We start from the raw sequence: 24705 nt of genomic DNA on the forward strand, positions 1-24705 counted from the left end.
GATTGTATCACCGTTATTGCAAGCGGAAAAACCGTCGGCACGACGCCGGGATAAACAATAGCGCCAGCACCAGCAGATCCGGCAGCTTCTGCAGAAACAGCGCATGGAGAATTTCCCGCTTTGACTCCCCGGCAACGCTGAACAGTTCCGGATAGCCATAGCCAATCGAGGCCGCCCACAGATAAGAGATGACGATAATTTGCGTCAGCAGGTAGAGCCAGCGCGCCCAGTTACGGCCTTTCACCAGCGAAAAGGCGCACCAGATCTCGATAAACACCAACGCCAGACTCGCCAGAAACACCAGCGTCAGGGCCCAGGTTTGCACGCTACGATGGATAAAATCGGCAATTCCCTGCACGCCAAGCTGATTGAGGATCATTAACAGGTCGAGACCGCGAATTAAGATAATAGCAAAGGCCGCCACCTGTACCAGCACAGGGACGTTAAGACGAGCATGAGACGATCGAGTTTTTGTAAACAATCCCAACGTAAAGTCATCCATGAAAACGGCGCCACGTGTGCGGCGCCGATAATAGGCTCTGTTAGCGATTTTAGTGGGTTCAGCCCCTTCTTGCACGCTGGATATCGCGCACGCGCTGCTTTTCTGCGCGAGCCATTAAATACCAGGCGATAAAACCGACAATTCCCACCACGCCGAGGATTAAGGTCGCCAGGGCGTTAATTTCCGGGTTAACGCCCATCCGCACGCTGGAGAAGACCAGCATCGGCAGCGTCGTCGCCCCCGGCCCGGAAACGAAGCTGGCAATCACCAGATCATCAAGCGACAAGGTAAAGGCCAGCAACCAGCCGGAAATGACCGCCGGCATAATCATCGGCAAGGTTATCACGAAGAACACCTTCAGCGGCGCGGCGCCGAGATCCATCGCCGCCTCTTCGATTGACCTGTCCAGCTCGCGCAGACGTGAAGAGATCACCACCGCCACGTAGGCGGTACAGAAGGTGACGTGCGCCAGCCATATCGTCAACATGCCGCGATCCGATGGCCAGCCGATGGAATGCCCCAACGCGACGAACAGCAGCAGTAGCGACAGCCCGGTAATCACATCGGGCATCACCAGCGGCGCGGTGATCATAAAAGCAAAACCGTTGGAACCGCGAAAACGGCCAAAACGCACCAGCACCACCGCGGCAATCGTACCGAGGATCGCCGCCGCCGTCGCCGCACAGGCGGCAATGGTCAGGCTTAGCCCCACCGCGCTCATCATCGCGTCATCATGAAACAGCTCGCTATACCAGCGCGTCGACCACCCCGCCCATACCGTCACCAGCTTCGAGCTGTTAAATGAATAGATAACCAGCATCAGCATCGGCGCATACAGAAAGGTAAAACCGAGCACGAGGATCAGAATTCGCCATGGCGAACGTACTACCGGTAAGTCATTCATCCATGATCCCCCATCTGTTTTTGCTGATGTTTGTGGAACCACATGATCGGCACGATCAACAGCAGCAGCATCACAATCGCCACCGCCGATGCTACCGGCCAGTCGCGGTTATTAAAGAACTCCTGCCACAGCACGCGGCCAATCATAATGCTGTCAGGTCCGCCGAGCAGCTCCGGGATGACGAACTCGCCCACCGCCGGAATAAACACCAGCATCGAGCCGGCGATAATGCCGCCTTTCGTTAACGGAACAATCACCTGGAAGAAGGTCTTTAACGGCCGGGCGCCGAGATCCAGCGACGCTTCCACCAGCGAATAGTCGATACGCGTCAGCGCGGTATAAATCGGCAGCACCATGAACGGCAGGTAGGCGTAAACGATACCGATGTACACCGCCAGGTTGGTATGCAAAATCTCCAGCGGTTGATCGATAACTCCAAGCCATAACAGGAAGTTATTGAGCACCCCGTTGCTTTTCAGCAGCCCCATCCAGGCGTAAACGCGAATGAGGAATGAGGTCCACGAAGGTAATATCACCAATAGCAGCAGGATATTGCGCGTCGACGGCTTGCTATGCGCCACCGCCCACGCCAGCGGATAGCCCAATAGCAGACAGCAAAAGGTGGAAATTGCCGCCACCTGCAGCGACTGCAGATAAGCCTCAAAGTACAGCGGATCGTCGGTCAGCTGCAGGAAGTTGCCGAGATTAAGCGTCAACGTCAGTTGACCGTCGGCCCACGACAGTAACTCGGTATAAGGCGGGATCGCCCGCGCCATTTCGGCCAGGCTGATTTTAAAAACGATCAAGAATGGCAGTAAAAACAGCAGGATTAACCACAGATACGGCAGCGCAATCACCAGCTTACGCCCGTGGGCCATCTGCTGGCGCGCCAGCCACAGGGCAAAACCGCCGGGCTTTTTGCCGCCGGCTGGAGGTTCTAATGTGCTCATCGCCCTCTCCTTACACCGTCAGAACAACGCAGCTATCGGCGTCCCAGCACAAGCGAACTTCATCACCCCAGGTCGGCATGCCTTTGCGATGGCGATGTTCGTTTTGCAGCTGGGCGCTAATCATCTGCCCGCTTTTCAGACGGACATGATAGATAGACAGATCGCCGAGGTAGGCAATATGGATAACCTCGCCTACCGCAAAGTTAAAGCCGTCCGCTGGCGGTTCGTCGCAGAGCATGATTTTCTCCGGACGCAGCGCCACCCAGACCGGCACGTTATCCACCACCGAGGCATCCGGATCGACTTTCAGCGGATGCACCAGCCCCGGCGCATTCAGTACCAGACCATCTTCCAGTCGCTCTTTGACCAGCCCTTCGAAGACGTTTACCGAACCGATAAACTCGGCGCTATAGCGGGTCGTCGGATGTTCATAGATCTCCTCCGGCTCGCCTATCTGCACGAACTTTCCGCGGTTCATGATGGCGATACGGCCCGCCATGGTCATCGCCTCTTCCTGGTCATGGGTGACCATCACGCAGGTGACGCCGACGCGCTCAAGAATATCCACCACCTCAAGCTGCATCCGGTCGCGCAGTTTTTTATCCAACGCGCCCATCGGTTCATCAAGCAGCAGCAGTTTCGGCCGCTTCGCCAGGCTTCGCGCCCGCGCCACGCGCTGGCGCTGGCCGCCGGAAAGCTGGTGCGGCTTGCGTTTGGCGAACTCCTGCATATGCACCAACGCCAGCATCTCCTGGACGCGGGCGTTAATCTCCGCCTTCGGCAGCTTGTCCTGCTTGAGACCAAAGGCGATATTTTGCTCAACAGTCATGTGGGGAAACAGCGCGTAAGACTGGAACATCATATTGATCGGCCGCTGATACGGCGGCACGCGCGCCAGGTCGACGCCATCCAGCACAATCTGCCCGGCGGTGGGCAACTCAAAACCTGCCAGCATGCGTAGCAACGTCGATTTCCCGCAGCCGGACGCGCCCAGTAAGGCGAATATTTCGCCTTTATAAATAGTGAGATTGACATCATCGACGGCGTGTTGCCCATCGAAGGATTTGGTTAAATTACGAATTTCCAGCAGCGGGGTCAGCGCTTTGGGGGCTTTCGCCTGTGGGCGGGGCATTGCGTCATTCACTCGGGTGCTCTCCGGCAAATACAATCACCGTATGGCCCGGTTGCCATACATTCTTCAGTTCTATGTTCACCAGCGAACAGTCGGTCAGGCCTTTACAGGCCCGGCGTACCGGGCCTGACGGCGTTATTTTCCGCTTTTCACTTTGGTCCACGCGCGGGTGCGCACGCGGTCAATCTTCGGATCCTGCACCTTGAGGGTGAACAGCTTGGCGAAGACATCCTCCGGCGGGTAAATCGCCGGATTGTTGCGGATGTCGGCGCTGACCAGCGGCGTCGCCTCTTTGTTGCCGTTAGCGTAGTAGACGTGATCGCTGATGTGGGCGATGACCTCCGGGCGCAGCAGATAGTTCAGGAACTGATAGGCTTCGTCTTTATTTTTGGCATCCGCCGGCATGGCGAAGACATCAAAGAAGGCCAGCGCCCCCTCTTTCGGAATAAAGTAGGAGATATTGACGCCGTTCTTCGCCTCTTTCGCCCGGTTTGCCGCCTGCCAGACATCGCCCGCCCAGCCGATAGCGACGCAGATATCGCCGTTTGCCAGGTCATTAATATATTGCGAAGAGTGGAAGTAACGGATATTGGGGCGCAGCTTCAACAGCAGATCGGTTGCCGGTCCGGTGTAATCATCGGCTTTGGTGCTGTTTGGATCTTTGCCGAGATAGTTCAGCACCGTCGAGAAAATCTCTTCGGGGGCATCAAGGAAGGAGACGCCGCAGCTTTTCAGCTTCTCAAGGTTTTCCGGTTTGAGCACCAGATCCCAGCTGTTCAACGGTACGTCTTTACCCAGCGCCGCTTTCACTTTATCGACGTTATAGCCGATGCCGGTAGTCGCCCACATGTACGGCATCGCATATTTGTTATCGGGATCGTGACGCGCCACCAGTTGTAAAACTTTCGGGTCGAGGTTTTTCCAGTTCGGGAGTTTACTTTTATCCAGCGGCTGGAACACTCCGGCCGCCAGCTGGCGTTCAAGGAAGCTTGCCGACGGCACCACCAGATCGAACCCGGTGCTGCCGGCCATTAATTTACCTTCCAGCACCTCGTTGGAATCAAATACGTCATACACCACTTTAATACCGGTCTCTTTTTCAAAATTGGCAACCGTGTCCGGCGCAATATAATCAGACCAGTTATAGACGTGCAGCGTTTTTTGTTCCGCTGCGAGCGAGCCGGCAGAAACGGCCATCAGCGCACCCGTAATCACACCTGTTAACCATTTTTTACCCAAGGCGGTCATATCTGTATTTCCTTCTCAAGGCCCGTTAATTCACGGACGCAATAGACGAACCTGAACGCATGCAAGAATCATGCATATTTTTCATTGCCTGAGATAAGGAGAGGAAACCTCTCCCTGATTGGCTGCCCGCAAATGGACGCCTCGCCAGAATAACTGTAGCCAGAATAAGAGGATATAGCCCAGGCAAAAAAACGCCCTGGATCATATTTCCAGCCAATAAAGGTCTACGAGATAAAAGCGAAGCGCTAAAACAGCAGTGAATAATTCTTTAAATGAGGGTTTGTGACAGAATAAATAAGCAACCGCCGTCGCAGCGGCTGCTTTTATTAGTTAGTGCAGAAAATGGTATTGCACTTCTTCGGCTGCGGCCTCTTCTTCCTGCTCTTCCGCTTTATATAGCAGCTGATTGGCGCCGGCTTCCAGAATGACCATCGAGACCTGCTCTTCGCTCTGGCGGAAGAACCAGGCAAACTGTTCGAGAGTGACGCCCGCGCCAACGGGCAGCGCCTGGCAGACCACCAGCTTCGGCAGGTTATCATCCTGAATATCAAGGAACGCTTTTACGGTCAGCGAACTGGCGTTGATCGCCGACAGGTCCGCCGACAGCGGCAGCAGCGCAGAAGGCTTCACTTCCGCCAGCGCCGAAAACAGCACCACGTTGTCCAGCAGGTCGATTTTGGCATCGAAAATACCGTCGAAATTCTGCATATGCGGCAGGTGCAACGCCTGGCAGGAGTCGCACTCAAAAAAACTGATGCCTAACTCGTCGAGCCAATGACGTAACGTATCAAGACCCGGAACGACCAGTGAATCCATAGTGCCTGTGACCTCTTGCTGGATAAAAAACGACGCATAGCTTACGCAAAAAATGCGTCGCATTCCATGAAAGGATAACGAAGTGACGCTACCCTCCCATTTTTAGACAATATCCAGGCGTGGCCTGGCGCTCGATCCACGCGATCATTCGCCCGGCAATATCGACGTGAGTGGTGGTTTCAATCCCTTCCAGCCCCGGCGAGGCGTTAACTTCCATCACCAGCGGACCGCGGTTGGCGCGTAGGATATCCACGCCTGCCACGTCCAGACCCAGCGTTTGCGCCGCTTTAATCGCCATCTCCCGCTCCTGATCGCTAAGCGTGGCCGTAGTGGCGACGCCGCCGCGGTGCAGGTTAGAGCGGAAATCGCCCTCTTTCGCCCGCCGCTCAATCGCCGCCACCACTTCATCGCCAACCACCAGGCAGCGGATATCGCACCCTTTTGCCTCAGCGATATATTCTTGCACCAGAATGTGCGCATTGAGACCCCGGAAGGCGTCAATCACGCTTTCCGCCGCCTGCCGCGTTTCCGCCAGCACCACGCCGATCCCCTGCGTCCCCTCGACTAACTTCACCACCAGCGGCGCGCCGCCGACCATCGCGATCAGATCGCTGGTGTCGTCCGGCGAGTGGGCAATACCGGTGACCGGTAGATCGATTCCCTGACGCGCCAGCAGCTGCAACGAGCGCAGCTTATCGCGGGCGCGGGTAATCGCCACCGACTCGTTTAGCGGATAGCTGCCCAGCAGCTCGAACTGCCGCAGCGCGGCGGTGCCGTAGTAGGTGATGGCCGTGCCGATACGCGGAATGACTGCATCAAAATGGGGCAACTGTCGCCCTTTATAGTGAATTGAGGAGGCAACCGGGCTGACGCTCATATAGCAGGAGAGCGGATCGAGGATCTCGACCTGATGCCCGCGTTTTTGCGCGGCTTCACGCAAGCGGCGGCAAGAATAAAGCGTTCCATCCCGGGATAATATAGCGATTTTCACCCAACACCTCTTAGAAAATAACTGGCAGCCAGCACACTGCGTTTGCAGGGTGAAGTGTATAGGGAATCAGCGCGTTGCCCAGCCCTGTTTATGCAAATAGTCGAGAATAAACGGCCGGCTCTCTTTGATGATGGTGCGGCGGATATGGTCGCTCCAGGTATCGCGGCGGGTATTACTGCCGCGCGACAGATAATAATCCGCCAGCTGTTCGTCATACTGCGCCAGCACCTGTTGATCAAGCGGCTGGTAGTGATTCTCATGCACCAGCATCGCAGGCGGAATACGCGGCTTAACCTGCGGGTCGTCAGCAGGCCAGCCAAGGCACAGGCCAAACAGCGGTAAAACGTGTTTCGGCAGCTGCAGCAGCTCGGTTACCGCGTCAATGTTATTACGCAGGCCGCCAATATAAACGCCGCCTAATCCCAGGGATTCCGCGGCGATTAAGGCATTCTGCGCCATTAGCGCGGTGTCGACGACGCCCAGCAGCAGCTGTTCAGCCAGCCCCAACTGCGCTTGTGGGCAAATTTGCAGGTGGCGGTTGAAATCGGCGCAGAACACCCAAAACTCCGCCGCCTGCGCCACGTGCTGCTGGCCGCCGGTCAACGGAACCAGCTGCTCACGCAGCTGCGGGTCGGTAATGCGAATAATCGAGGTACATTGTAAAAAGCTGGAGCTGGACGCCCCTTGCGCCCCGGCGATGATCGCCTCACGCTGCTGGTCGCTAATCGGCGCGTCGGTAAAATGGCGGATGGAACGGTGGTGGCGCAGCAGATCAATGGTCGGCGTCATGGCGTTTTTCTCTTTCGGACGGGGTAGAAGATGAGGTCTTATTATCGGTCAACTGCGGCGCGACAATTTTCGCTATTCGCCACATTAAGGCTATCGCCGCCGGGATCATCAGCAGGATCCCGGCAAAGATCATGATAAGCGCCGCCGTCGGGCTGGCAAACGGCGCCGGCAGCTGAACATAGTGGTTCAACGACAGCCAGGCCAGCGTCAGCAGCGCCATGCCGACGAGCTCAACAATCAGAATGCTTTTGGGTAATGCGGCAGGCGATCGCATAACGCTCCTCAATATACTCATGCCACGCGCATCGCTGGCGCGTCTGTGTAGGGTCTTGCAGCAGATGATATTTATCAAGCATAACCCGCAACCATCGCTATAAAAGGTAAAACCTGCTTTCCCTTGTTAACGGAACGCGGCATCATAGCCACATTCGCCATCCGGCTGAGATTTAAGGAGAGAAGCATGTTTACCGTTATTTTTGGTCGCCCAGGTTGCCCGTATTGCGTTCGCGCCAAAGAGCTGGCCGAGAAACTGAGCAACGAGCGCGATGACTTCAGCTATCGCTACATTGATATCCACGCGGAAGGCATCAGCAAAGCCGATCTGGAAAAAACCGTCGGTAAGCCGGTAGAAACCGTACCGCAGATTTTCGTCGATCAGAAACACATCGGCGGCTGCACGGATTTCGAAGCCTGGGCGAAAGAGAATCTCGGCCTGTTCGCTTGAGAATTTTTACTCTTCCGTTGAGTGCCTGCGTCTGGCGTCCAGCCAGACGCAAATAAATAAAAAGCATAGCGCCCCAAGCGCGCACCAGAACACCGCGCTAAATAACCACGCCAGTTCTTGCCAGAACGATCGATGAGTAATAAAGAACATCCGCATCACCACCAAACAAACCGGTGCCGCCAGCATGGCGCCAATCAGCGGACGTATGACGCGCCGGCCGGGGGATAAGCAGCTCGCCACCGCCCCAGGCAGCACAAAGAAAAGCAGCCCAAGCTCGGGGTTGCCCGTTTGCCGAAAAGCCCCTTTCATATGCAGCAACAGCGATAAACAGACCACAATAAACAGAAAGAACCCACAAATTATACCGGCCCACGCGCGCTCAGATTTCACGACATCCTCCTGATTTCGCCTCTAACTATCTTTCACTTCATCCAGTCAGAAATAGCATTCTGGCAGTCCATGCTTATAACGCTCCCGTCAGAGTAAAACGATTGTGACTAGCCGCAGCAACCAGGAAAGATTAAACTAGCGGCACTGTTTTATCGGTATTAACGGGATGCCAGAATAACGTTCGGCATAGTGCGAACGCTTGAGCAACCTTAGACCAAAAAACCATTTCCTTCAACAACTTACTAGTAAACGAGAAGTTGGCTTTCGTGAATATAAACGTCGCAGATTTGTTAAACGGGAATTACATCCTGTTATTGTTTGTTGTACTCGCACTGGGTCTTTGCCTGGGGAAACTTCGCCTCGGGTCAGTACAACTTGGTAATTCCATTGGCGTTTTAGTCGTTTCTTTATTATTAGGTCAGCAGCACTTCGCCATTAACACTGATGCGCTAAATCTTGGCTTTATGCTGTTTATTTTCTGCGTCGGCGTCGAAGCGGGCCCCAACTTTTTTTCGATTTTTTTCCGCGACGGCAAAAACTATCTGATGCTGGCGCTGGTGATGGTGGCCAGCGCGATGTTAATCGCTATGGGGCTGGGCAAATTGTTTGGCTGGGACATCGGCCTGACCGCCGGGATGCTGGCGGGCGCCATGACCTCCACCCCGGTGCTGGTGGGCGCTGGCGATACCCTACGCCACTTTGGCCTGCCCAGCGATCAGCTGGCGCAGTCGCTTGACCACCTGAGCCTCGGCTACGCCCTGACCTACCTGGTTGGCCTGGTGAGCCTGATCGTCGGCGCGCGCTATATGCCGAAGCTGCAGCATCAGGATCTGCAGACCAGCGCCCAGCAGATCGCCCGCGAGCGCGGTCTGGATACCGACTCCAAGCGTAAAGTCTATCTGCCGGTTATCCGCGCCTACCGCGTCGGCCCGGAATTGGTCGCGTGGGCGGACGGCAAAAATCTTCGTGAGCTGGGGATTTACCGCCAGACCGGCTGCTATATCGAGCGTATTCGTCGTAACGGTATCCTGGCGAACCCGGATGGCGACGCGGTACTACAGATGGGCGATGATATCGCGCTGGTTGGCTACCCGGACGCGCATGCCCGTCTCGATCCAAGCTTCCGCAACGGTAAAGAGGTGTTTGACCGCGACCTGCTCGACATGCGTATCGTCACCGAAGAGATTGTGGTTAAGAATCATAACGCCGTCGGCCGCCGCCTGGCGCAGCTGAAGCTGACCGATCACGGCTGTTTCTTAAACCGGGTGATCCGCAGCCAGATTGAAATGCCAATCGACGATAATGTGGTGCTTAACAAAGGCGACGTGCTGCAGGTGAGCGGCGACGCCCGCCGCGTAAAAACCGTCGCTGACCGTATCGGCTTTATTTCGATTCACAGCCAGGTGACCGACCTGCTGGCTTTCTGCGCCTTCTTTATCGTCGGCCTGATGATCGGCATGATCACCTTCCAGTTCAGCTCGTTCAGCTTCGGCATCGGTAACGCTGCCGGCCTGCTGTTCGCCGGCATTATGCTCGGTTTCCTGCGAGCTAACCATCCGACCTTCGGCTATATCCCGCAGGGGGCGTTGAATATGGTGAAGGAGTTCGGCCTGATGGTGTTTATGGCCGGGGTCGGCCTGAGCGCCGGCGCGGGTATCAATAACGGTCTGGGCGCCATTGGCGGGCAAATGCTGGCCGCCGGCCTTATCGTCAGCCTGGTGCCGGTGGTGATCTGCTTCCTGTTCGGCGCCTATGTGCTACGCATGAACCGCGCGATGCTGTTCGGCGCGATGATGGGCGCGCGTACCTGCGCCCCGGCGATGGAAATTATCAGCGATACCGCACGGAGCAATATTCCCGCGCTCGGCTACGCTGGCACCTACGCTATCGCCAACGTGCTGCTCACCCTTGCCGGTACGTTGATCGTCATCATCTGGCCGGGCCTTGGCTAGCCCCGGCCGAAAATTTTTAACTTTTTCGCAAAAAAATCGGTGATGAACAGAACTTTTTCCCAGGACGTCAGTCATAACTAGTGCCACTGCTTTTCTTTGATGTCCCCATTTTGTGGAGCCCATCAACCCCGCCGTTTAGGTTCAAGGTTGATGGGTTTTTTGTTGCCTGAAGTTGGCACTTTTCGAGCTAGCCTGAAACCAAAACCGCTCTGAAGGTATCAGTTGCGTACTGATCGTCATCACTTACTGAATTTTTGCCTTTAACCAGTCGGCCAGAAAAATAATTAGGCAAATCAGTACAAAACAAATCGCAAAACCACCCAGCTTAAATAGCCATCCATCCAGCGCAATAAGACTAACAAAAGCCATAATTGAGCAAATCCCCCTCCCCATTGCATCAATCATATTGATGCAATGCACGCCAATTCTTTTATAAGAATGGCTGGCCGAGAATTTTACAGATTTCATTTTCTATTCCTTTACATTGCACTGGATGGCTCTCTATGTACTTGAGATACAGTTCTAGTGGTTCTTCGACCAGAAAGTAGACCATATCAAGATTCGTTGGTGAAACTTTCATATAGGTTGATGAATACCTGTCCTTCATCCTACGAGAAGCTCTCGCTGCCTCTTCGATTATCCCCTGCATAATAACGGCACTTAAAGCAAACGACGCCGAGCCCCGCAGAACATAGTTCCCAATTCTGGTAGTTTTCAATTGCGCAATTATTTTTTCGGATAAAGTCAGGGACAGGCAAAACTGAGCCCCCGTACGTGTTCCCAGTTTTGCGTCAGAATAACCAATCCTGTCATTAATCGCTTTCTTCCCTTCGTCATCGAGTTTTGCATAAAAATCCGTACTCACAATGGTGATTAGCTGCCTGATTGGTTGATCGTTCGATATCAATGCTCTAAACGCCCTAATAAAACGCTCCGTTTCATATTCATTACGCCTTTTAAGATCACGCCCCAAGACTCCTGAACCTTCTACCGTTCTTATTGCTGATAAATAAAATCCTTCGGAAAGGGAAGTTAAACCATCAACAATTCCCCTTGCAATTAGCTTTGCATCCATGAAACCCATCTCAATAACCATAAGATGATAAAAGGCTAATCACTTTCACGCTCAAGAACCAGAAAAAAATATTTATTTTTTCCAATTAAAACAATATGTTAAATGATTAAGTAACAGGTTTGCTTTACGGCCAGAACTCAAAAATTACTGCACTAATTTTAATACTCCCCCTCCTTGCACAGTCTATTTTTTCACCCATACTTTGCTGATCCACTCCCACATAAGGCGCTCTTCATGTTGCTTAAAGATAAGACCGTGGTGATTTTCGGCGGCAGCGGCGCGATTGGCCGCGCGACGGCGCTTGCCATGGCGAAAGAAGGCGCACAGATCTTTCTGGCCGCCCGGCAGGCGGATAAGCTGGAAAAGGCAGCGGCTGAGGTTCGCGCCGCTGGAGGTATCGTCGAGACTCTGCAACTGGATGTGCTGGATGGCGGGCAAACCGCCGGGCAGGTGGCCAACCTGGCCGGGAGAACCGGCGGGATTGATATTGTGGTTAATGCCACCGGTTTTCTCCACGATCAGGGGAAAACGCTGGAACAATTATCCCTTGCCGAGTATCGCCAGGGTTTTGTCCCCTTTCTTGATGCCCAATTTACTATTGCTAAGGCTGTAGCGCCGTGGATGGGTGGCGAACGCGAGGGCGTCATAATTACCACTATTCCTCCTTCTGCGACGATGGCCGTTCCTGGACACCTTGGCCATATCGTCGGCTGCGCCGCAATGGAAGCCTTTATCAAAGCGCTGGCCAGCGAACTGGGGGCGAAAAATATCCGCGTGCTCGGCGTGCGGTCACACGCGATAGCGGATGCGGTGCTGGCGGGTTCTTATACTGCCGAGGTGTTTGCGCCTAAAGCGCAGGCGCTGGGCTTGAGCGTTGAACAGTGGCTTGGCGGTGCGGCGCACGGCACGATGCTACAGCGGTTGCCGACGCTCGCGCAGATAGCCGGGGTCATCACCTTTCTCGCCTCACCGTCGGCGGCGGCGATGACCGCCACGGTGGTTAACGTCACCGCGGGGGCGACGCTTAGCTAGCGCTATTCTCCCCCGCCAGCCGCCCGACCATCAGGCGAATGGCCGCTTTCGACAGCGGCGCGCTATCGGTCACGAAGTGTAGCGTCATCCCCTCGATAAACGCATCCAGCCCGCGCGCCGTCGCCGGTTCAAACCACTGCTCCAGCGTCTGCTGGCTGCGTAGCATCCAGCTCTGCATGACCGCTTTCAGCGCCGGTCGGCTGCTGCAAAACGCGTATAGCTGGTACATTAACTCCATATTGCGCGCGGTGGTCACCTGGGCGCTGAAGATAAGCTCGGCGATAGCGTCGCAGGCCTGCTCGCGGCTCCCGACGCCGTTGAAGAATTGCTGATACTGCGCCGACATTTCGACGGTGAAGTTACGAAACGCTTCCTCAATCAGCGCCTCAATACCGCTAAAATAATAGGTCAGCGAGCCCAACGGTACCCCGGCGCAGCTGGCGATTTTACGGTGCGTCACCGCGTGAATACCGTGCGCGGCGATGGTATCCAGCGTCGCCTGCAGGATGCGCTCGCGCCGCTGCGGATCGTTCGGTCTGCGGGTCATCGGTGTGTTTTTCCCCTCTGTGCGCTATGCAAATCAAGCGATAGCGGAATGTGTACAAATGTACACAACCTTGCTACTGTTGTCTGCAACTCTTCTTTCTCGGGCGTTTATGGATGACGGCGCAAACTTCTCGCAAAGCCCTCCAGCTTCGGCTGTGGGCGCTATTTATGTTCTTTTTTATTCCCGGCTTATTGATGGCCTCCTGGGCCACCCGTACGCCCGCGATTCGCGATTTACTAACCCTTTCCACTGCTGAGATGGGGATGGTGCTGTTTGGCCTGTCGATCGGTTCGATGAGCGGCATTCTCTGTTCTGCATGGCTGGTTAAGCGCTTCGGCACCCGTAAAGTCATCCGCACCACCATGCTATGCGCCGTGGCGGGCATGCTGGTGCTAAGCCTCGCGCTGTGGCTCGCCTCCGCGCCGCTGTTCGCCTTCGGGCTGGCTATCTTCGGCGCCAGCTTCGGCTCGGCGGAAGTGGCGATTAACGTCGAAGGCGCCGCCGTTGAACGGGAAATGAATAAAACCGTGCTGCCGATGATGCACGGTTTTTATAGCTTCGGCACCCTGGTGGGCGCCGGCATCGGTATGGCGGTGACCGGTTTTGGCCTGCCCGCCGCGCCGCATATTCTGATCGCTGCGCTGGTGGCGATTGCCCCTATCCTTATCGCCATTCGCGCCATCCCCGACGGTACCGGCAAAAACGCCGCCGAATCCGCCCATAGCGAGGCCAAAGGCCTACCGGTCTGGCGCGACGCGCAGCTATTGCTGATCGGCGTAATCGTGCTGGCGATGGCCTTTGCCGAAGGTTCCGCCAACGACTGGCTGCCGCTGCTGATGGTCGACGGCCATGGCTTTAGCCCCACTTCCGGTTCGCTGATTTACGCCGGTTTCACCCTCGGCATGACCCTCGGCCGCTTCACCGGCGGCTGGTTTATCGACCGCTACAGCCGCGTCGCCGTGGTACGCGCCAGCGCGGTAATGGGCGCGCTGGGCATCGGGCTGATAATTTTTGTCGACAGCACCTGGGTCGCCGGGGTATCGGTACTGCTGTGGGGGCTCGGCGCGTCGCTTGGTTTCCCGCTCACCATTTCCGCCGCCAGCGATACCGGCCCGGATGCGCCTAAACGTGTAAGCGTCGTGGCGATTACCGGCTATCTGGCTTTCCTCGTCGGGCCGCCGCTGCTGGGCTTCCTTGGCGAACACTTTGGCCTGCGTAGCGCCATGATGGTAGTACTGGGACTAGTCATGGTGGCGGCGCTGGTAGCCCGCGCGGTAGCTAAACCGCAGCCCGAACCTGTGATGGAGAATAGCTAATGAGCATCAAACTGATTGCGGTAGACATGGACGGCACCTTTTTAAGCGATGCCAAAACCTATAATCGCCCACGTTTTCTGGCGCAGTATCAGCGCATGCGCGAACAGGGCATTCGCTTCGTGGTCGCCAGCGGCAACCAGTATTACCAGCTGATATCGTTCTTCCCGGAGCTGGTCGATGAAATCGCCTTCGTCGCCGAAAACGGCGGTTGGGTAGTAAGCGGTAAAGAGGATATCTTTAACTGCCAGCTGCCGACGACGCATTTCAACGCCGTCGTCGACCACCTGCAAACGCTGCCGCATATCGAAATTATCGCCTGCGGCAAACGCAGCGCCTATACGCTCAATAGCTATAATGACGAGCTAAAAGCGGTGGCGGCGAAGTACTATCACCGTCTCGAACTGGTGGATGATTTTAACCATCTCGATGACGCGATCCTCAAATTCGGCCTGAACGTGCCGGATCATCTGATTCCGCAAATTCAGCCGAAGCTACACGCGGCGCTGGGCGATATGGTTACCGCCGTCGCCACCGGTTACGGCAGTATCGATTTAATCATCCCTGGCGTGCATAAAGCCAACGGCCTGCGCATTTTGCAGGAGCGCTGGGGTATTGATAATCATGAAGTGGTGGCCTTCGGCGATAGCGGCAATGATATTGAAATGTTGCAGCATGCCGGCTTTGGCTTCGCCATGGCGAATGCCAAAGCGGAGGTCAAAGCCGTCGCCAGCCATCATGCGCCGCATAATAACGAAGAAGGCGTATTGCAGATTATTGATAAGGTATTGAATCGCGAAGCGCCGTTCGCCTGATGAGAACCCGGATGCCTTTGGGCATCCGGGTTTACTACGTATCACGCCTGCTGCGAACTGCCGACGCTTTTATCTTTCAGGAAATAAATAATCAGCCCCAGCCATAGCACCCCGCCCAACAGGTTAAACAGGCTGAACAGGCCGTTACCGCCAAGCTCATAAGCATGCTTGCTAAGCTCTATGCCCACGGTAAAGATCAGCATCTGCAGCATGCCCATCGCCGCCGAAACCGTTCCTTTACTCATCTCGCTGGCGAACAGCGTTAAGCGCACCAGCCCGGCGTTAGCCAGACCAATCCCGAAAGCGTAGAAGCTCAGACCGGCGGTCATCCACAGATAAGCATGGGACGAGACGACCGTGGCCGCCGCCGACAGAAGCAGGCCAAACATTATCGGCCAGCCGCCCATAATAATCAGCGAGCGTACCGAACGGCGTGAAGTCAGACGCGCCAGTACCAGGTTGCCGGCGATCAGCGCGCCGAAAATCGGCACCTGCAGCATACCGTACTCATAGCTGGTGGCCTGCTCGCCGCTAATAATAATGACCGGCGATTGCGCAATCCACGCCAGCAGCGGCAGGCTAACAAAACCGGTCGCCAGCGCCCCGGCGACAAAGCGCAGGTTTTTCAACACCAGACGATAGTCGCGCCCCAGCTCTTTTACCGACAGTTTTTCCCCCATCCGCGTCGCCGTTTCCGGCATCGCCCGCTGTAGCCCGACAAAGGAGATGGCCGCCAGCACGGCGAACAGCACGAACATCATCTCCCACGGCAGCATATGCACCCAGGCGGCGCCGACCAGCGGCCCGAGCAGCGGCGCAATCAGCGCGACGTTAGCCATCAGGGCGGTAATTTTGATACACACCGCCTCCTCAAACGACTCCTGGATAGCCGCATAGCCCACCGCGCCGATAAAGCACAGGCTGATACCCTGCAGGAAACGCAGCAGGGTAAATTGTTCAATGGTCTGCGCCAGCAGCGTCGCCAGACAGGTGACGATAAACCACACCACCCCGGTCAGCATCACCGGGCGGCGGCCAATACGATCCGACAGCGGCCCCAGCAGCCACTGCAAAAACATCCCCCCCGCCAGATAGGCGGTCATAGAGGTGGGGACCCACTCATTGCCGACCTGAAACTCCTGCACCACCGCGAGCATACCCGGTTGGATCATATCGTTGCCGATATAGGTGGAGAATTCATATAACACAAGGCACAGCGGGAACAGCAACGCCTGACGACCGAGGCGTTTACCTGATAGCGAATAATTCTGCATGCAATCTCTTAATTAAAAAAAAATCGCGCAAAGTTTAATGAAAGTCGACCCGTGGAGATAGTGAATTGTGAGTGACAATGAAAAATATCGCCAGCCCGCAGTCCGGCATGAAACGAATATTTATATTTCGTTTATGTTTCAATGAGATTACAGCCGATATACTTGCTATGGCGAAATACCGGCAAGGGCATCTCACGGCTATATTTCGTAACAAACTGATAATTAAGACAATGCTGCTTTACCCCATCGTTACCTTTCAATAAGGTGAGCGGCTTATTGCTATCGTAACCAGAGACTGGAAGCATGCTGGAAAATATCAACTACGCGCTGTTTGCCCTGATTAACGCCACCCCGGCCTCCTCGTGGTGGGCAATTGAGGTCGCCACGTTTATTGCCAAAGACTTAATTATCATTGTGCCGCTGCTGGTGGTGGCGCTGTGGCTGTGGGGGCCAAACCAGCGTCAACTGGTATTCAAGGTCATGCTGGCCCTGGCCCTGAGCCTGTCTATTTCGTGGGTTATCGGTCATCTGTTTCCGCATGACCGGCCGTTTGTTGACGGCGTCGGCTACAATTTCCTGCATCATGCGGCGGATGACTCATTCCCAAGCGATCACGGCACCGTCATCTTTACCTTCGCGCTGGCGTTTTTGTTCTGGCACCGCGTGTGGTCCGGCGTGCTGCTGCTGGTCATCGCTTCGGCGATTGCATGGTCACGCGTCTATCTGGGAGTACACTGGCCGCTGGATATGTTGGGCGGGCTGCTGGCCGGCATGTGCGGCTGCCTTGGCGCGCAACTGCTGTGGCAGAGCGGCGGTCATGGCCTCTACCAATGGCTGCAGCGCCTGTATCGTCTCTGCTTCTCGCTGCCGATTCGTAAAGGCTGGGTACGCGGCTAACGTCTGACAGGTGACGAACCCCTCGCCGCCGGGTAAAATCAAGCTGACGCCCTGCCCTTGCAGGGCGATTTTAGCTCAGAGGGTATATGGAAACTCGTCGTGACGAACGCATTAACCAGCTCATTCAGGCACTCAAGCGCAGCGATAAACTTCACCTGAAAGAAGCAGCTTCGCTGCTTGGCGTATCAGAAATGACCATTCGTCGCGATTTGAACGGCCACAGCGGCCCTGTGGTGCTGTTGGGCGGTTACATCGTGCTGGAACCGCGTAGCGCCACGCACTACCTGCTGAGCGATCAGAAAACCCGTCTGGTGGATGAAAAGCGCCGCGCTGCGCGCCATGCCGCCGGGCTGCTTGAAGCGCATCAGATGGCCTTTTTTGACTGCGGCACCACCACGCCATGGATAATCGACGCCATCGATAACGAGCTGCCGTTTACCGGCGTGTGCTACTCGTTAAATACCTTTCTCGCCCTGCAGGAAAAACCGCTGTGCCGCGCTATTCTGTGCGGCGGCGAATTCCACGCCAGCAATGCCATCTTTTTGCCGCTCAGTCTGCAGGATACCCTGAGCCACCTCAGCCCGGATATCGCCTACTATTCTGCCGCCGGTATCGACTGCGAGCAGGGAGCGACCTGCTATAACCTGGAAGAGCTGCCGGTGAAACACTGGGCCATGAATAATGCTCGCTACCATGTGCTGGTGGTCGATCATAGCAAGTTTGGCAAAGTGCGGCCGGCGCGGATGGGGGAGTTATCGCGTTTTGACGTCATCGCCAGCGACGTTCGTCCGGATGACGATCTGTTGGCGCTGGCGAAAGATAAGCAAATATCACTGCTGTACTAACCGCGCCCCGTCGGGCGCGGTCTGTCTGTTAAGAGAACCAGCTGCCGAACCAGCCGTGCAGTTTCATCAGCACGAAGTCGACCATGCGGCTGAAGAAGCCGCCCTCTTTCACTTCTTCCATAACGATCAGCGGGCGCTGTTCGATGGTTTTGTCATTGAGCTTAAAGTCGATGGTGCCCACCACCTGCCCTTTCGCCAGCGGCGCGGTGAGCTGCGGTTCCGTCAGGCTGTAGCTCGCTTTCAGGTTTTTCAACTGTCCGCGAGGAATGGTCACCGAACCGGCTTCGCCGGCGCCCAGTTTGACTTCATTACTGTCGCCGAACCATACGCGCTGGGAAATAAAGGTGGCATCCGGTTTGATTGGGGTGACGGTTTCATAGAAACGGAAGCCCCAGGTCAGCAGTTTTTCGGACTCGTTAAAGCGGATACGGTCGGTTTTAGTGCCCAGCACCACCGCGATAAGGCGCATATCGCCCTGCGTTGCGGAAGAGACCAGGTTGTAACCCGCGCCGGCGGTGGTGCCGGTTTTCACGCCATCGGCATTGAGGTTGGTGCTCCACAGCAGACGGTTGCGGTTGGGCTGGCGGATTTTATTGAAGGTGAACTCTTTTTCTTTGTGTACCGCGTACTCTTCCGGCACATCATGAATCATTGCTTTGGTCAGCAGCGCCATGTCGCGAGCGGTGCTGAACTGCCCCGGCGCATCCAGGCCGTGGACGGTTTTAAAGGTGGTGTTAGTCAGGCCGATTTTCTGCGCGTAGCCGTTCATCAGGTTGACAAACGAATCCTGGCTGCCGGCGACATAATCCGCAATGGCGATGCTGGCATCGTTACCAGACTGGATTATCACGCCCTTATTGAGGTCTTCAACCGATACCTGCATGCCTGGCTTCAGGAACATCACCGAGGAGCCGCGCAGCGCCGGGTTGCCCGTGGCCCACGCATCGCGACCGACGGTGACTGTATCGGTCAGTTTGATTTTGCCTGCTTTCAGCGCCTGGCCTACCACGTAGCTGGTCATGATTTTGGTCAGGCTGGCCGGGTCGAGTTTCTCGTCGGCGTTGCCTTCACTCAATACTTTGCCGCTGGCATAGTCCATCAGGATCCAGGCTCGCGCATCAATCGATGGCGCATCCGGAAGTTGATCCGCCGCCTGCACTGCAGGGGCCACGAGAAGTAAAAGCGCGCAGCCTGCCGCGAGGCCGCGAAGGGAAAAAGCATCATGCGTCATAAGAGCCACCCAAGTATCCTTTCCAAACAAAATATGCCGCAACACTCTTGCCGCACAGCACAAGGCGGTGAGTAAAGCGTACAAATGACCTTAAAGAAACAGCGAGTTGGTAAAGTTTTTAAAGTTTACGCAATAACGCCGCTGCCTGCTGAAAACAAGGCAATTTTTTTGATCGTGATTGCCTTAATATTAACTTTATTCCAACATGATTGCTCACCATGTTGCAACGGCGATTAAATAACATGCAGGAGCGGATATGATTACGTTATGGGGCAGAAATAACTCGACCAACGTGAAGAAAGTACGCTGGGTGTTGGCGGAACTGGATCTTCCTTATCAGCAGATTCTGGCGGGGCTGGAGTATGGTCTCAATCACGACCCGGAGTATCTGGCGATGAACCCGAACGGCCTGGTGCCGCTACTCAAAGACGATACCAATGGGCTGGTGCTGTGGGAATCCAACGCCATTATTCGCTATCTTGCCGCTCAATACGGGCAAAACCGGCTGTGGGTAGAGTCGCCTGCGCAGCGCGCGCAGGGTGAAAAATGGATGGACTGGGCGAATGCCACGCTGTCGCCGGCGCACCGTCCGGTATTAATGGGGCTGGTTAGAACGCCGCCGGCCCAGCGCGATCCGGCAGCAATCGACGCGGGGATTAACGCCTGCGAAGGACTGTTCGCCATGCTCGACGATGAACTGGCGAAGCATGCCTGGCTCTCCGGCGATGAGTTCGGCCTTGGCGATGTAGCGGTGGCGCCGTTCGTTTATAACCTGCTGTCCATCGTCGACAGCTGGCAGCCGCGGCCCCATCTACAGCGCTGGTACCAGCAAATCCAGCAGCGTCAGGCCTTCCGCGACGTGGTCATGATCCCGGTTACCTGAAGGCTCACTCCGGGCTGACCTTGAGCAGTTCACCGTCAGGCTCGTCGGTTAACAGGTACAGGTAACCGTCGGGCCCGACGCGCACATCACGAATGCGTTTGCCGCGATCTTTTAACAACCGCGTCTCCTCGCTAAGGGTATTGCCGTCCACCGAGAGCACAATCAAAGACTCGTCCTTCAGCGCGCCGATAAACAACTTATGTCGCCACTGCGGGAAAGTCGGCGCGTTGTAAAACGCCATGCCGCTCAGCGCCGGGGAAACGGGCCAGACATGCAGCGGCGCCTCGGTATTCGGCGCGCTCTTTCCTTTAGCTTCCGGGATAGGTTGGCCGCTATAGTTAATGCCGTGCGTCGCCAGCGGCCAGCCGTAGTTTTTCCCGGCCTGAGGAATATTGATCTCATCGCCGCCGCGCGGGCCGTGCTCGTTCAGCCACAGCGTATCGCTCCACGGATTCATCGCCATTCCCTGCGGGTTGCGAATACCGTAAGCCCAAATCTCCGGTCTGATGCCAGTACGGCCGACGAAAGGATTATCTTTGGGTATTGTCCCCTGGTCAGTCAGGCGCACGACTTTTCCCTGCAGTTTATCGAGATCCTGCGCCGTCGGGCGCTGATTGTTTTCACCTAAACCAATAAACAGATGCCCTTTGCCATCAAAGACCATCCGCCCGCCAAAATGATTGCCAGTGGAGAGCTTCGGCTGCTGGCGGAAAACGGTTTTAAAATCTTCCAGGTTTTGCAGGTCGGCGCTGAGGCGGCCGTACCCCACCGCGGTACCCGCTTTGCCGTCCTCGCCCGCTTCGGCATAGCTCAGCCATACCCGGCGCGACTGAGCAAAGTCCGGCGCCAGCACCACATCCAGCAGGCCGCCCTGACCGTTGGCCCACACCTTCGGCACGCCGCGAATGGGCGCCGATAATCCTTTATCGAGATGCCAGCGTTTAAGTTCGCCGCCGCGCAGGGTAATCAGCACGCCTTCATTGTCCGGCAGAAATGCCAGTGACCAGGGGTGGTCGAGGTTATCCTGCAGCACCTCAACGCGCGGGGCGGCCATCGCCGCCATAGGCAGCAGCACAGTCATGAGAGTTATTTTGAGATATCGGCGCATGGCGCACTCCTTTCGTCAGCATTGCTGATAAGGGTAGCCAGCGTGGGCGGTCAGGCAGGGATTTTTACATAAACTTTAACAGGGGGAGTCGCCTCCCCCTGGATTCAGGCGTGGGCAATTGGCGCGGATTTATTCAGTATGTGAATATTCATCGTCAATCCCGACAGACAGCGTTCTAGCTTCTCTACGTTAACGGCAATATAAGCCGGGCAATCATGATGCCCGCTCATCAGGCAAACCGCCGCCGAAGCGACGGACTCGCCGGCAAGGCGGAAGGCTTCCATCTCTTCCGGCGCGATGGCGTGCTGCAAACGCGGCGCGTGTACGCGCAGTTCATGGCATAGCTCAAACAAGTTATCACGCAGATGGTCATTTTCGCTGACTGACATATAGCCTTTCGCTTTACGAAGCTGGAGATAAGCCGCCAGATCGATATTGGCATTAATCAGCTTATTCAAAAGGTTAGTGTAACGTCTGTCAACGCTCATCACGGTCCTCCTCTGTCGTCCATTACCATAATCATAGTATGGTCATTTTTTGCGCGGAATTATGAGCAAGGTCAATAATTCCACAGCAATTAACATTATTTACAATGTTACAACTTCAGAGGCCACGCCGCGTTGTTCATCTCACCAGCGGCTGGTTCATCAATTTTTCCAGCACCTTCAGCGGTGAATACTGCGGATTATGCATCGCGCTCACCGGCAGTTGGAAAGTCTGTTCCAGCATAAACTGGCCGCCCATCGCCGCGTGCGGCGTTTGATCGGAAAAGCAGATCCAGGTACTCCCGGCGGCAAACTCTACCGCCTGCTGTACGCCGTGCTGTTGATATTCCGGCGTACTTTTCATTTTGTCGTGCAACGCCAGCATCAGATGATCGTAATGGCTACGTTTGCTTTTGGTGATCCCCACCGCCGACTGCAGCCAGCTGGCGAACGGCGACCACGGTTTCAGCGTCGGCAGGAAGCGCGCAGCGAGCGTTTCAAAATGTTCGCCGGTGCGCCACAAACGCGGCTCACCGTGCGGATTGATGTTGCAAAATACGCGCAGAATGCGATCGCCATAAACCGGGCGCGACGGGAAAGCGTCGACGTGCAGGCGGGTATCATCTTTACGCCACGAGGTCGTGTCGCGCCAGGCGGTTATCGGATGCAGCCGCAGGCTGGTTTGCGGGCGATAAAGCGCTTCGCGATATCCGGGCAGTAGCGCATCAATCAGGCGCAACGTGGATTGATAGTAACGTTCGGTCAGCTGCAGTACCGCCGGGGCTTTCGCCGCGTCCGCTACGCCTTTAATTTCACGCTTTTGCGGCTGGTAGCTAATGTTCTTACGCTTCGGCGATACTAAATCGGTATTGAGTAATTCGCGCTCTTCGGCAGTCAGCGAAAAATCCAGATTCGGTAAATAGAGGACGTTGCCCTCTTCCAGCGAATGCTGAATTGACGATGGCTGCGGCGGAATATCCAGATGGGTAAAGGGTAATGTCGTGAGGGCCAGCGGACTGCTCGTGGTCATTGTTATGCTCCTTGCCGCATGGGTTTTATCAGTTTTGGCTCCGGCCATCGGCAAGGTTAACAGAATGTTATTAAACGTAAGGTCAATGTAAATGAGATAATGGTTTTGAATACCATGGCCGAGTTTTTTTGCCGTAAAGCTTTTTCATCATTCATCGCCCCCTGGCTATACTCTTTTTCGCAAAGATCTGTAGAATTCCTGCCCTGACCATTCCAATAAATGAACATTTTTTAAGCTATGAGCAATGTCACGCACCAGCCGAAAATCGGCTTCGTCTCCCTGGGCTGCCCGAAAAACCTGGTAGACTCAGAACGTATCCTCACCGAACTACGTACCGAAGGGTATGACGTGGTTCCCAGCTACGACAACGCCGATATGGTTATCGTCAACACCTGCGGCTTTATCGACAGCGCCGTGCAGGAGTCGCTTGAAGCGATCGGCGAAGCCTTAAAAGAAAACGGCAAAGTGATCGTTACCGGCTGCCTCGGCGCGAAAGAAGATCAAATCCGCGAAGTGCATCCGAAGGTGCTGGAAATTACCGGTCCGCATAGCTACGAGCAGGTGCTGGAGCACGTTCACCACTATACGCCGAAGCCGAAGCATAACCCGTTCCTCAGCCTGGTGCCGGAACAGGGCGTCAAGCTGACGCCGCGCCACTACGCGTACTTGAAAATCTCGGAAGGCTGCAACCATCGCTGCACCTTCTGCATTATCCCGTCAATGCGCGGCGATCTGGTGAGCCGTCCGATTGGCGAAGTGCTGGCGGAAGCCAAACGCCTGGCGGACGCCGGGGTGAAAGAGCTGCTGGTCATTTCGCAGGACACCTCCGCCTATGGCGTTGATGTCAAGCACCGTACCGGTTTCCACAACGGCATGCCGGTGAAAACCAGTATGGTCAGCCTGTGTGAAGAGCTGGCGAAACTCGGCATTTGGGTGCGTCTGCACTACGTCTATCCGTACCCGCACGTTGACGATGTGATCCCGCTGATGGCGGAAGGCAAGATCCTGCCGTATCTCGACATTCCGCTGCAGCACGCCAGCCCGCGCATTCTGAAACTGATGAAGCGCCCGGGTTCCGCAGATCGTCAGCTGGCGCGTATTAAACAGTGGCGCGAGATCTGCCCGGATCTGACCCTGCGTTCCACCTTTATCGTCGGTTTCCCGGGCGAAACGGAAGAAGATTTCCAGATGCTGCTCGACTTCCTGAAAGAAGCTCGCCTCGATCGCGTGGGCTGCTTCAAGTACAGCCCGGTTGAAGGCGCCACCGCCAACGAACTGGCGGATCAGGTACCGGAAGAGGTGAAAGAAGAGCGCTGGAACCGCTTTATGCAGCTGCAACAGCAGATTTCCGCCGAGCGTCTGCAGGAAAAAGTGGGCCGCGAAATTATGGTGCTGGTCGATGAAGTCGATGAAGAAGGCGCGATTGGCCGCAGCATGGCCGATGCCCCGGAAATCGACGGCGCGGTCTATCTGAACGGTGAAACCAACGTTAAACCGGGCGACGTACTGCGGGTGAAAGTCGAGCACGCCGACGAATACGACCTGTGGGGTACCCGGGTCTAATCCCGCTTCCCGGATAGCGGCTTGCGCCTTATCCGGGCTACCTACCGCTCAAACCCGTAGCCCTGCCAGGCGTAGCGCAGGCTGGGATAACCCGGATAGCGGCTTGCGCCTTATCCGGGCTACCAAACCGCTCAGACCTGTAGCCCTGCCAGGCGTAGCGCAGGCTGGGATAACCCGGATAGCGGCTTGCGCCTTATCCGGGCTACCAA

General features: G+C 55.7%; 27 protein-coding genes. 9 read left to right on the forward strand and 18 right to left on the reverse strand.

Annotated elements, in window-relative coordinates:
- Nucleotides 1–13 precede the first annotated feature (13 nt).
- From ABLV78_RS17270 to ABLV78_RS17310, 9 genes are all read right to left on the reverse strand, one after another.
- Nucleotides 14–502 carry a YbjO family protein gene (locus ABLV78_RS17270; RefSeq protein WP_045396319.1) on the reverse strand — a complete coding sequence of 163 codons (489 nt, stop codon included), beginning with the start codon at nt 500–502 and terminating at the stop codon, nt 14–16.
- A 58-nt stretch (nt 503–560) separates the two neighbouring features.
- Nucleotides 561–1406 (reverse strand): putrescine ABC transporter permease PotI, encoded by an 846-nt coding sequence (gene potI, locus ABLV78_RS17275; RefSeq protein WP_015367524.1) that lies wholly within the window; start codon nt 1404–1406, stop codon nt 561–563.
- Nucleotides 1403–2356 (reverse strand): putrescine ABC transporter permease PotH, encoded by a 954-nt coding sequence (gene potH, locus ABLV78_RS17280; protein WP_015367525.1) that lies wholly within the window; start codon nt 2354–2356, stop codon nt 1403–1405. The genes potI and potH overlap by 4 nt, the downstream gene beginning before the upstream one ends.
- A gap of 10 nt (nt 2357–2366) precedes the next feature.
- Nucleotides 2367–3500: a putrescine ABC transporter ATP-binding subunit PotG gene (potG, locus tag ABLV78_RS17285; protein ID WP_348865200.1), complete on the reverse strand. Its 1134-nt coding sequence runs from the start codon at nt 3498–3500 to the stop codon at nt 2367–2369.
- A gap of 123 nt (nt 3501–3623) precedes the next feature.
- Nucleotides 3624–4736 carry a spermidine/putrescine ABC transporter substrate-binding protein PotF gene (gene potF / locus ABLV78_RS17290; RefSeq protein WP_032711260.1) on the reverse strand — a complete coding sequence of 371 codons (1113 nt, stop codon included), beginning with the start codon at nt 4734–4736 and terminating at the stop codon, nt 3624–3626.
- A 330-nt stretch (nt 4737–5066) separates the two neighbouring features.
- Entirely contained in the window at nt 5067–5552 is a 486-nt protein-coding gene (locus tag ABLV78_RS17295; RefSeq protein ID WP_015367528.1) for a type III secretion system chaperone family protein, read from the reverse strand.
- 88 nt (nt 5553–5640) lie between these two features.
- Nucleotides 5641–6543: a 30S ribosomal protein S6--L-glutamate ligase gene (gene rimK / locus ABLV78_RS17300; RefSeq protein WP_032714148.1), complete on the reverse strand. Its 903-nt coding sequence runs from the start codon at nt 6541–6543 to the stop codon at nt 5641–5643.
- Nucleotides 6544–6609: 66 nt separating this feature from the next.
- Nucleotides 6610–7332 carry a nitroreductase NfsA gene (nfsA, locus tag ABLV78_RS17305; protein ID WP_047049066.1) on the reverse strand — a complete coding sequence of 241 codons (723 nt, stop codon included), beginning with the start codon at nt 7330–7332 and terminating at the stop codon, nt 6610–6612.
- Entirely contained in the window at nt 7316–7606 is a 291-nt protein-coding gene (locus tag ABLV78_RS17310; protein WP_045396326.1) for a YbjC family protein, read from the reverse strand. The genes nfsA and ABLV78_RS17310 overlap by 17 nt, the downstream gene beginning before the upstream one ends.
- A 186-nt stretch (nt 7607–7792) precedes the next feature.
- On the opposite strand from ABLV78_RS17310, the gene ABLV78_RS17315 reads away from it, so the two are divergent.
- Nucleotides 7793–8056, forward strand: a complete 264-nt coding sequence (locus ABLV78_RS17315) for a GrxA family glutaredoxin (RefSeq protein ID WP_045396328.1) — start codon at nt 7793–7795, stop codon at nt 8054–8056.
- 6 nt (nt 8057–8062) lie between these two features.
- Here ABLV78_RS17315 and ABLV78_RS17320 read toward each other — a convergent pair whose 3' ends face one another.
- On the reverse strand, nt 8063–8446 hold the full coding sequence (locus tag ABLV78_RS17320; RefSeq protein WP_015367534.1) for an inner membrane protein YbjM: 384 nt from the start codon (nt 8444–8446) through the stop codon (nt 8063–8065).
- A gap of 266 nt (nt 8447–8712) precedes the next feature.
- Between ABLV78_RS17320 and ABLV78_RS17325 the strand changes: the two genes are divergently transcribed.
- Entirely contained in the window at nt 8713–10398 is a 1686-nt protein-coding gene (locus ABLV78_RS17325; protein WP_015704851.1) for an aspartate:alanine antiporter, read from the forward strand.
- 243 nt (nt 10399–10641) lie between these two features.
- Here the strand turns inward: ABLV78_RS17325 and ABLV78_RS17330 are convergent, their stop codons facing one another.
- Entirely contained in the window at nt 10642–10866 is a 225-nt protein-coding gene (locus ABLV78_RS17330) for a hypothetical protein (protein ID WP_072201277.1), read from the reverse strand.
- Complete coding sequence (locus ABLV78_RS17335) at nt 10829–11473, reverse strand: Ssp6 family T6SS pore-forming effector (protein ID WP_047049501.1); 645 nt, start codon at nt 11471–11473, stop codon at nt 10829–10831. The genes ABLV78_RS17330 and ABLV78_RS17335 overlap by 38 nt, the downstream gene beginning before the upstream one ends.
- A 234-nt stretch (nt 11474–11707) precedes the next feature.
- On the opposite strand from ABLV78_RS17335, the gene ABLV78_RS17340 reads away from it, so the two are divergent.
- Nucleotides 11708–12505, forward strand: coding sequence for an SDR family NAD(P)-dependent oxidoreductase (locus ABLV78_RS17340; RefSeq protein WP_047049068.1), 798 nt, complete (start codon nt 11708–11710; stop codon nt 12503–12505).
- Here the strand turns inward: ABLV78_RS17340 and ABLV78_RS17345 are convergent.
- On the reverse strand, nt 12498–13052 hold the full coding sequence (locus ABLV78_RS17345) for a TetR/AcrR family transcriptional regulator (RefSeq protein ID WP_045396344.1): 555 nt from the start codon (nt 13050–13052) through the stop codon (nt 12498–12500). The genes ABLV78_RS17340 and ABLV78_RS17345 overlap by 8 nt on opposite strands.
- A 113-nt stretch (nt 13053–13165) precedes the next feature.
- On the opposite strand from ABLV78_RS17345, the gene ABLV78_RS17350 reads away from it, so the two are divergent.
- Nucleotides 13166–14368, forward strand: coding sequence for an MFS transporter (locus ABLV78_RS17350; protein WP_045396346.1), 1203 nt, complete (start codon nt 13166–13168; stop codon nt 14366–14368).
- Nucleotides 14368–15180: a Cof-type HAD-IIB family hydrolase gene (locus tag ABLV78_RS17355; RefSeq protein ID WP_045396350.1), complete on the forward strand. Its 813-nt coding sequence runs from the start codon at nt 14368–14370 to the stop codon at nt 15178–15180. The genes ABLV78_RS17350 and ABLV78_RS17355 overlap by 1 nt, the downstream gene beginning before the upstream one ends.
- A 41-nt stretch (nt 15181–15221) precedes the next feature.
- On the opposite strand, the gene kdeA is transcribed toward ABLV78_RS17355, so the two are convergent.
- On the reverse strand, nt 15222–16454 hold the full coding sequence (kdeA, locus tag ABLV78_RS17360; RefSeq protein ID WP_015367543.1) for a multidrug efflux MFS transporter KdeA: 1233 nt from the start codon (nt 16452–16454) through the stop codon (nt 15222–15224).
- 303 nt (nt 16455–16757) lie between these two features.
- Here kdeA and ybjG point away from each other — a divergent pair, with 303 nt between their 5' ends.
- Together ybjG and deoR are read left to right on the forward strand one after the other, a co-directional pair.
- Nucleotides 16758–17351, forward strand: coding sequence for an undecaprenyl-diphosphate phosphatase (gene ybjG, locus ABLV78_RS17365; RefSeq protein WP_045396360.1), 594 nt, complete (start codon nt 16758–16760; stop codon nt 17349–17351).
- A gap of 86 nt (nt 17352–17437) precedes the next feature.
- Nucleotides 17438–18196 carry a DNA-binding transcriptional repressor DeoR gene (gene deoR, locus ABLV78_RS17370; protein WP_047049071.1) on the forward strand — a complete coding sequence of 253 codons (759 nt, stop codon included), beginning with the start codon at nt 17438–17440 and terminating at the stop codon, nt 18194–18196.
- A gap of 28 nt (nt 18197–18224) precedes the next feature.
- Here the strand turns inward: deoR and dacC are convergent, their stop codons facing one another.
- The gene (gene dacC, locus ABLV78_RS17375; protein WP_045396363.1) at nt 18225–19427 is read right to left on the reverse strand and encodes a serine-type D-Ala-D-Ala carboxypeptidase; all 1203 of its coding nucleotides are present in this window, start codon (nt 19425–19427) and stop codon (nt 18225–18227) included.
- A gap of 256 nt (nt 19428–19683) precedes the next feature.
- On the opposite strand from dacC, the gene ABLV78_RS17380 reads away from it, so the two are divergent.
- Nucleotides 19684–20310 carry a glutathione S-transferase family protein gene (locus ABLV78_RS17380; protein ID WP_045396367.1) on the forward strand — a complete coding sequence of 209 codons (627 nt, stop codon included), beginning with the start codon at nt 19684–19686 and terminating at the stop codon, nt 20308–20310.
- Between the two features lie 4 nt (nt 20311–20314).
- Here the strand turns inward: ABLV78_RS17380 and ABLV78_RS17385 are convergent, their stop codons facing one another.
- From ABLV78_RS17385 to kdoO, 3 genes are all read right to left on the reverse strand, one after another.
- Nucleotides 20315–21418, reverse strand: coding sequence for a PQQ-dependent sugar dehydrogenase (locus ABLV78_RS17385; protein WP_047049074.1), 1104 nt, complete (start codon nt 21416–21418; stop codon nt 20315–20317).
- Nucleotides 21419–21522: 104 nt separating this feature from the next.
- Nucleotides 21523–21906 (reverse strand): biofilm formation regulator BssR, encoded by a 384-nt coding sequence (gene bssR / locus ABLV78_RS17390; protein ID WP_045364588.1) that lies wholly within the window; start codon nt 21904–21906, stop codon nt 21523–21525.
- A 136-nt stretch (nt 21907–22042) separates the two neighbouring features.
- On the reverse strand, nt 22043–22933 hold the full coding sequence (gene kdoO, locus ABLV78_RS17395; protein WP_045396376.1) for a Kdo hydroxylase KdoO: 891 nt from the start codon (nt 22931–22933) through the stop codon (nt 22043–22045).
- A 237-nt stretch (nt 22934–23170) separates the two neighbouring features.
- On the opposite strand from kdoO, the gene rimO reads away from it, so the two are divergent.
- Nucleotides 23171–24496, forward strand: a complete 1326-nt coding sequence (gene rimO, locus ABLV78_RS17400) for a 30S ribosomal protein S12 methylthiotransferase RimO (protein ID WP_047049075.1) — start codon at nt 23171–23173, stop codon at nt 24494–24496.
- Nucleotides 24497–24705: the final 209 nt, after the last annotated feature.

It is taken from the genome of Klebsiella sp. CN_Kp075, from assembly GCF_040065055.2.
GTDB classification, from domain to species: Bacteria; Pseudomonadota; Gammaproteobacteria; order Enterobacterales; family Enterobacteriaceae; genus Klebsiella; species Klebsiella aerogenes.

Coding starts and splice junctions, on each gene's coding strand:
- ABLV78_RS17270 (WP_045396319.1), bottom strand. CDS start 502: ATGGATGACTTTACGTTGGGATTGTTTACAAAAACTCGATCGTCTCAT.
- potI (WP_015367524.1), bottom strand. CDS start 1,406: ATGAATGACTTACCGGTAGTACGTTCGCCATGGCGAATTCTGATCCTC.
- potH (WP_015367525.1), bottom strand. CDS start 2,356: ATGAGCACATTAGAACCTCCAGCCGGCGGCAAAAAGCCCGGCGGTTTT.
- potF (WP_032711260.1), bottom strand. CDS start 4,736: ATGACCGCCTTGGGTAAAAAATGGTTAACAGGTGTGATTACGGGTGCG.
- ABLV78_RS17295 (WP_015367528.1), bottom strand. CDS start 5,552: ATGGATTCACTGGTCGTTCCGGGTCTTGATACGTTACGTCATTGGCTC.
- nfsA (WP_047049066.1), bottom strand. CDS start 7,332: ATGACGCCGACCATTGATCTGCTGCGCCACCACCGTTCCATCCGCCAT.
- ABLV78_RS17310 (WP_045396326.1), bottom strand. CDS start 7,606: ATGCGATCGCCTGCCGCATTACCCAAAAGCATTCTGATTGTTGAGCTC.
- ABLV78_RS17315 (WP_045396328.1), top strand. CDS start 7,793: ATGTTTACCGTTATTTTTGGTCGCCCAGGTTGCCCGTATTGCGTTCGC.
- ABLV78_RS17330 (WP_072201277.1), bottom strand. CDS start 10,866: ATGAAATCTGTAAAATTCTCGGCCAGCCATTCTTATAAAAGAATTGGC.
- ABLV78_RS17335 (WP_047049501.1), bottom strand. CDS start 11,473: ATGGATGCAAAGCTAATTGCAAGGGGAATTGTTGATGGTTTAACTTCC.
- ABLV78_RS17340 (WP_047049068.1), top strand. CDS start 11,708: ATGTTGCTTAAAGATAAGACCGTGGTGATTTTCGGCGGCAGCGGCGCG.
- ABLV78_RS17345 (WP_045396344.1), bottom strand. CDS start 13,052: ATGACCCGCAGACCGAACGATCCGCAGCGGCGCGAGCGCATCCTGCAG.
- ABLV78_RS17350 (WP_045396346.1), top strand. CDS start 13,166: ATGACGGCGCAAACTTCTCGCAAAGCCCTCCAGCTTCGGCTGTGGGCG.
- ABLV78_RS17355 (WP_045396350.1), top strand. CDS start 14,368: ATGAGCATCAAACTGATTGCGGTAGACATGGACGGCACCTTTTTAAGC.
- kdeA (WP_015367543.1), bottom strand. CDS start 16,454: ATGCAGAATTATTCGCTATCAGGTAAACGCCTCGGTCGTCAGGCGTTG.
- ybjG (WP_045396360.1), top strand. CDS start 16,758: ATGCTGGAAAATATCAACTACGCGCTGTTTGCCCTGATTAACGCCACC.
- deoR (WP_047049071.1), top strand. CDS start 17,438: ATGGAAACTCGTCGTGACGAACGCATTAACCAGCTCATTCAGGCACTC.
- dacC (WP_045396363.1), bottom strand. CDS start 19,427: ATGACGCATGATGCTTTTTCCCTTCGCGGCCTCGCGGCAGGCTGCGCG.
- ABLV78_RS17380 (WP_045396367.1), top strand. CDS start 19,684: ATGATTACGTTATGGGGCAGAAATAACTCGACCAACGTGAAGAAAGTA.
- ABLV78_RS17385 (WP_047049074.1), bottom strand. CDS start 21,418: ATGCGCCGATATCTCAAAATAACTCTCATGACTGTGCTGCTGCCTATG.
- bssR (WP_045364588.1), bottom strand. CDS start 21,906: ATGAGCGTTGACAGACGTTACACTAACCTTTTGAATAAGCTGATTAAT.
- kdoO (WP_045396376.1), bottom strand. CDS start 22,933: ATGACCACGAGCAGTCCGCTGGCCCTCACGACATTACCCTTTACCCAT.
- rimO (WP_047049075.1), top strand. CDS start 23,171: ATGAGCAATGTCACGCACCAGCCGAAAATCGGCTTCGTCTCCCTGGGC.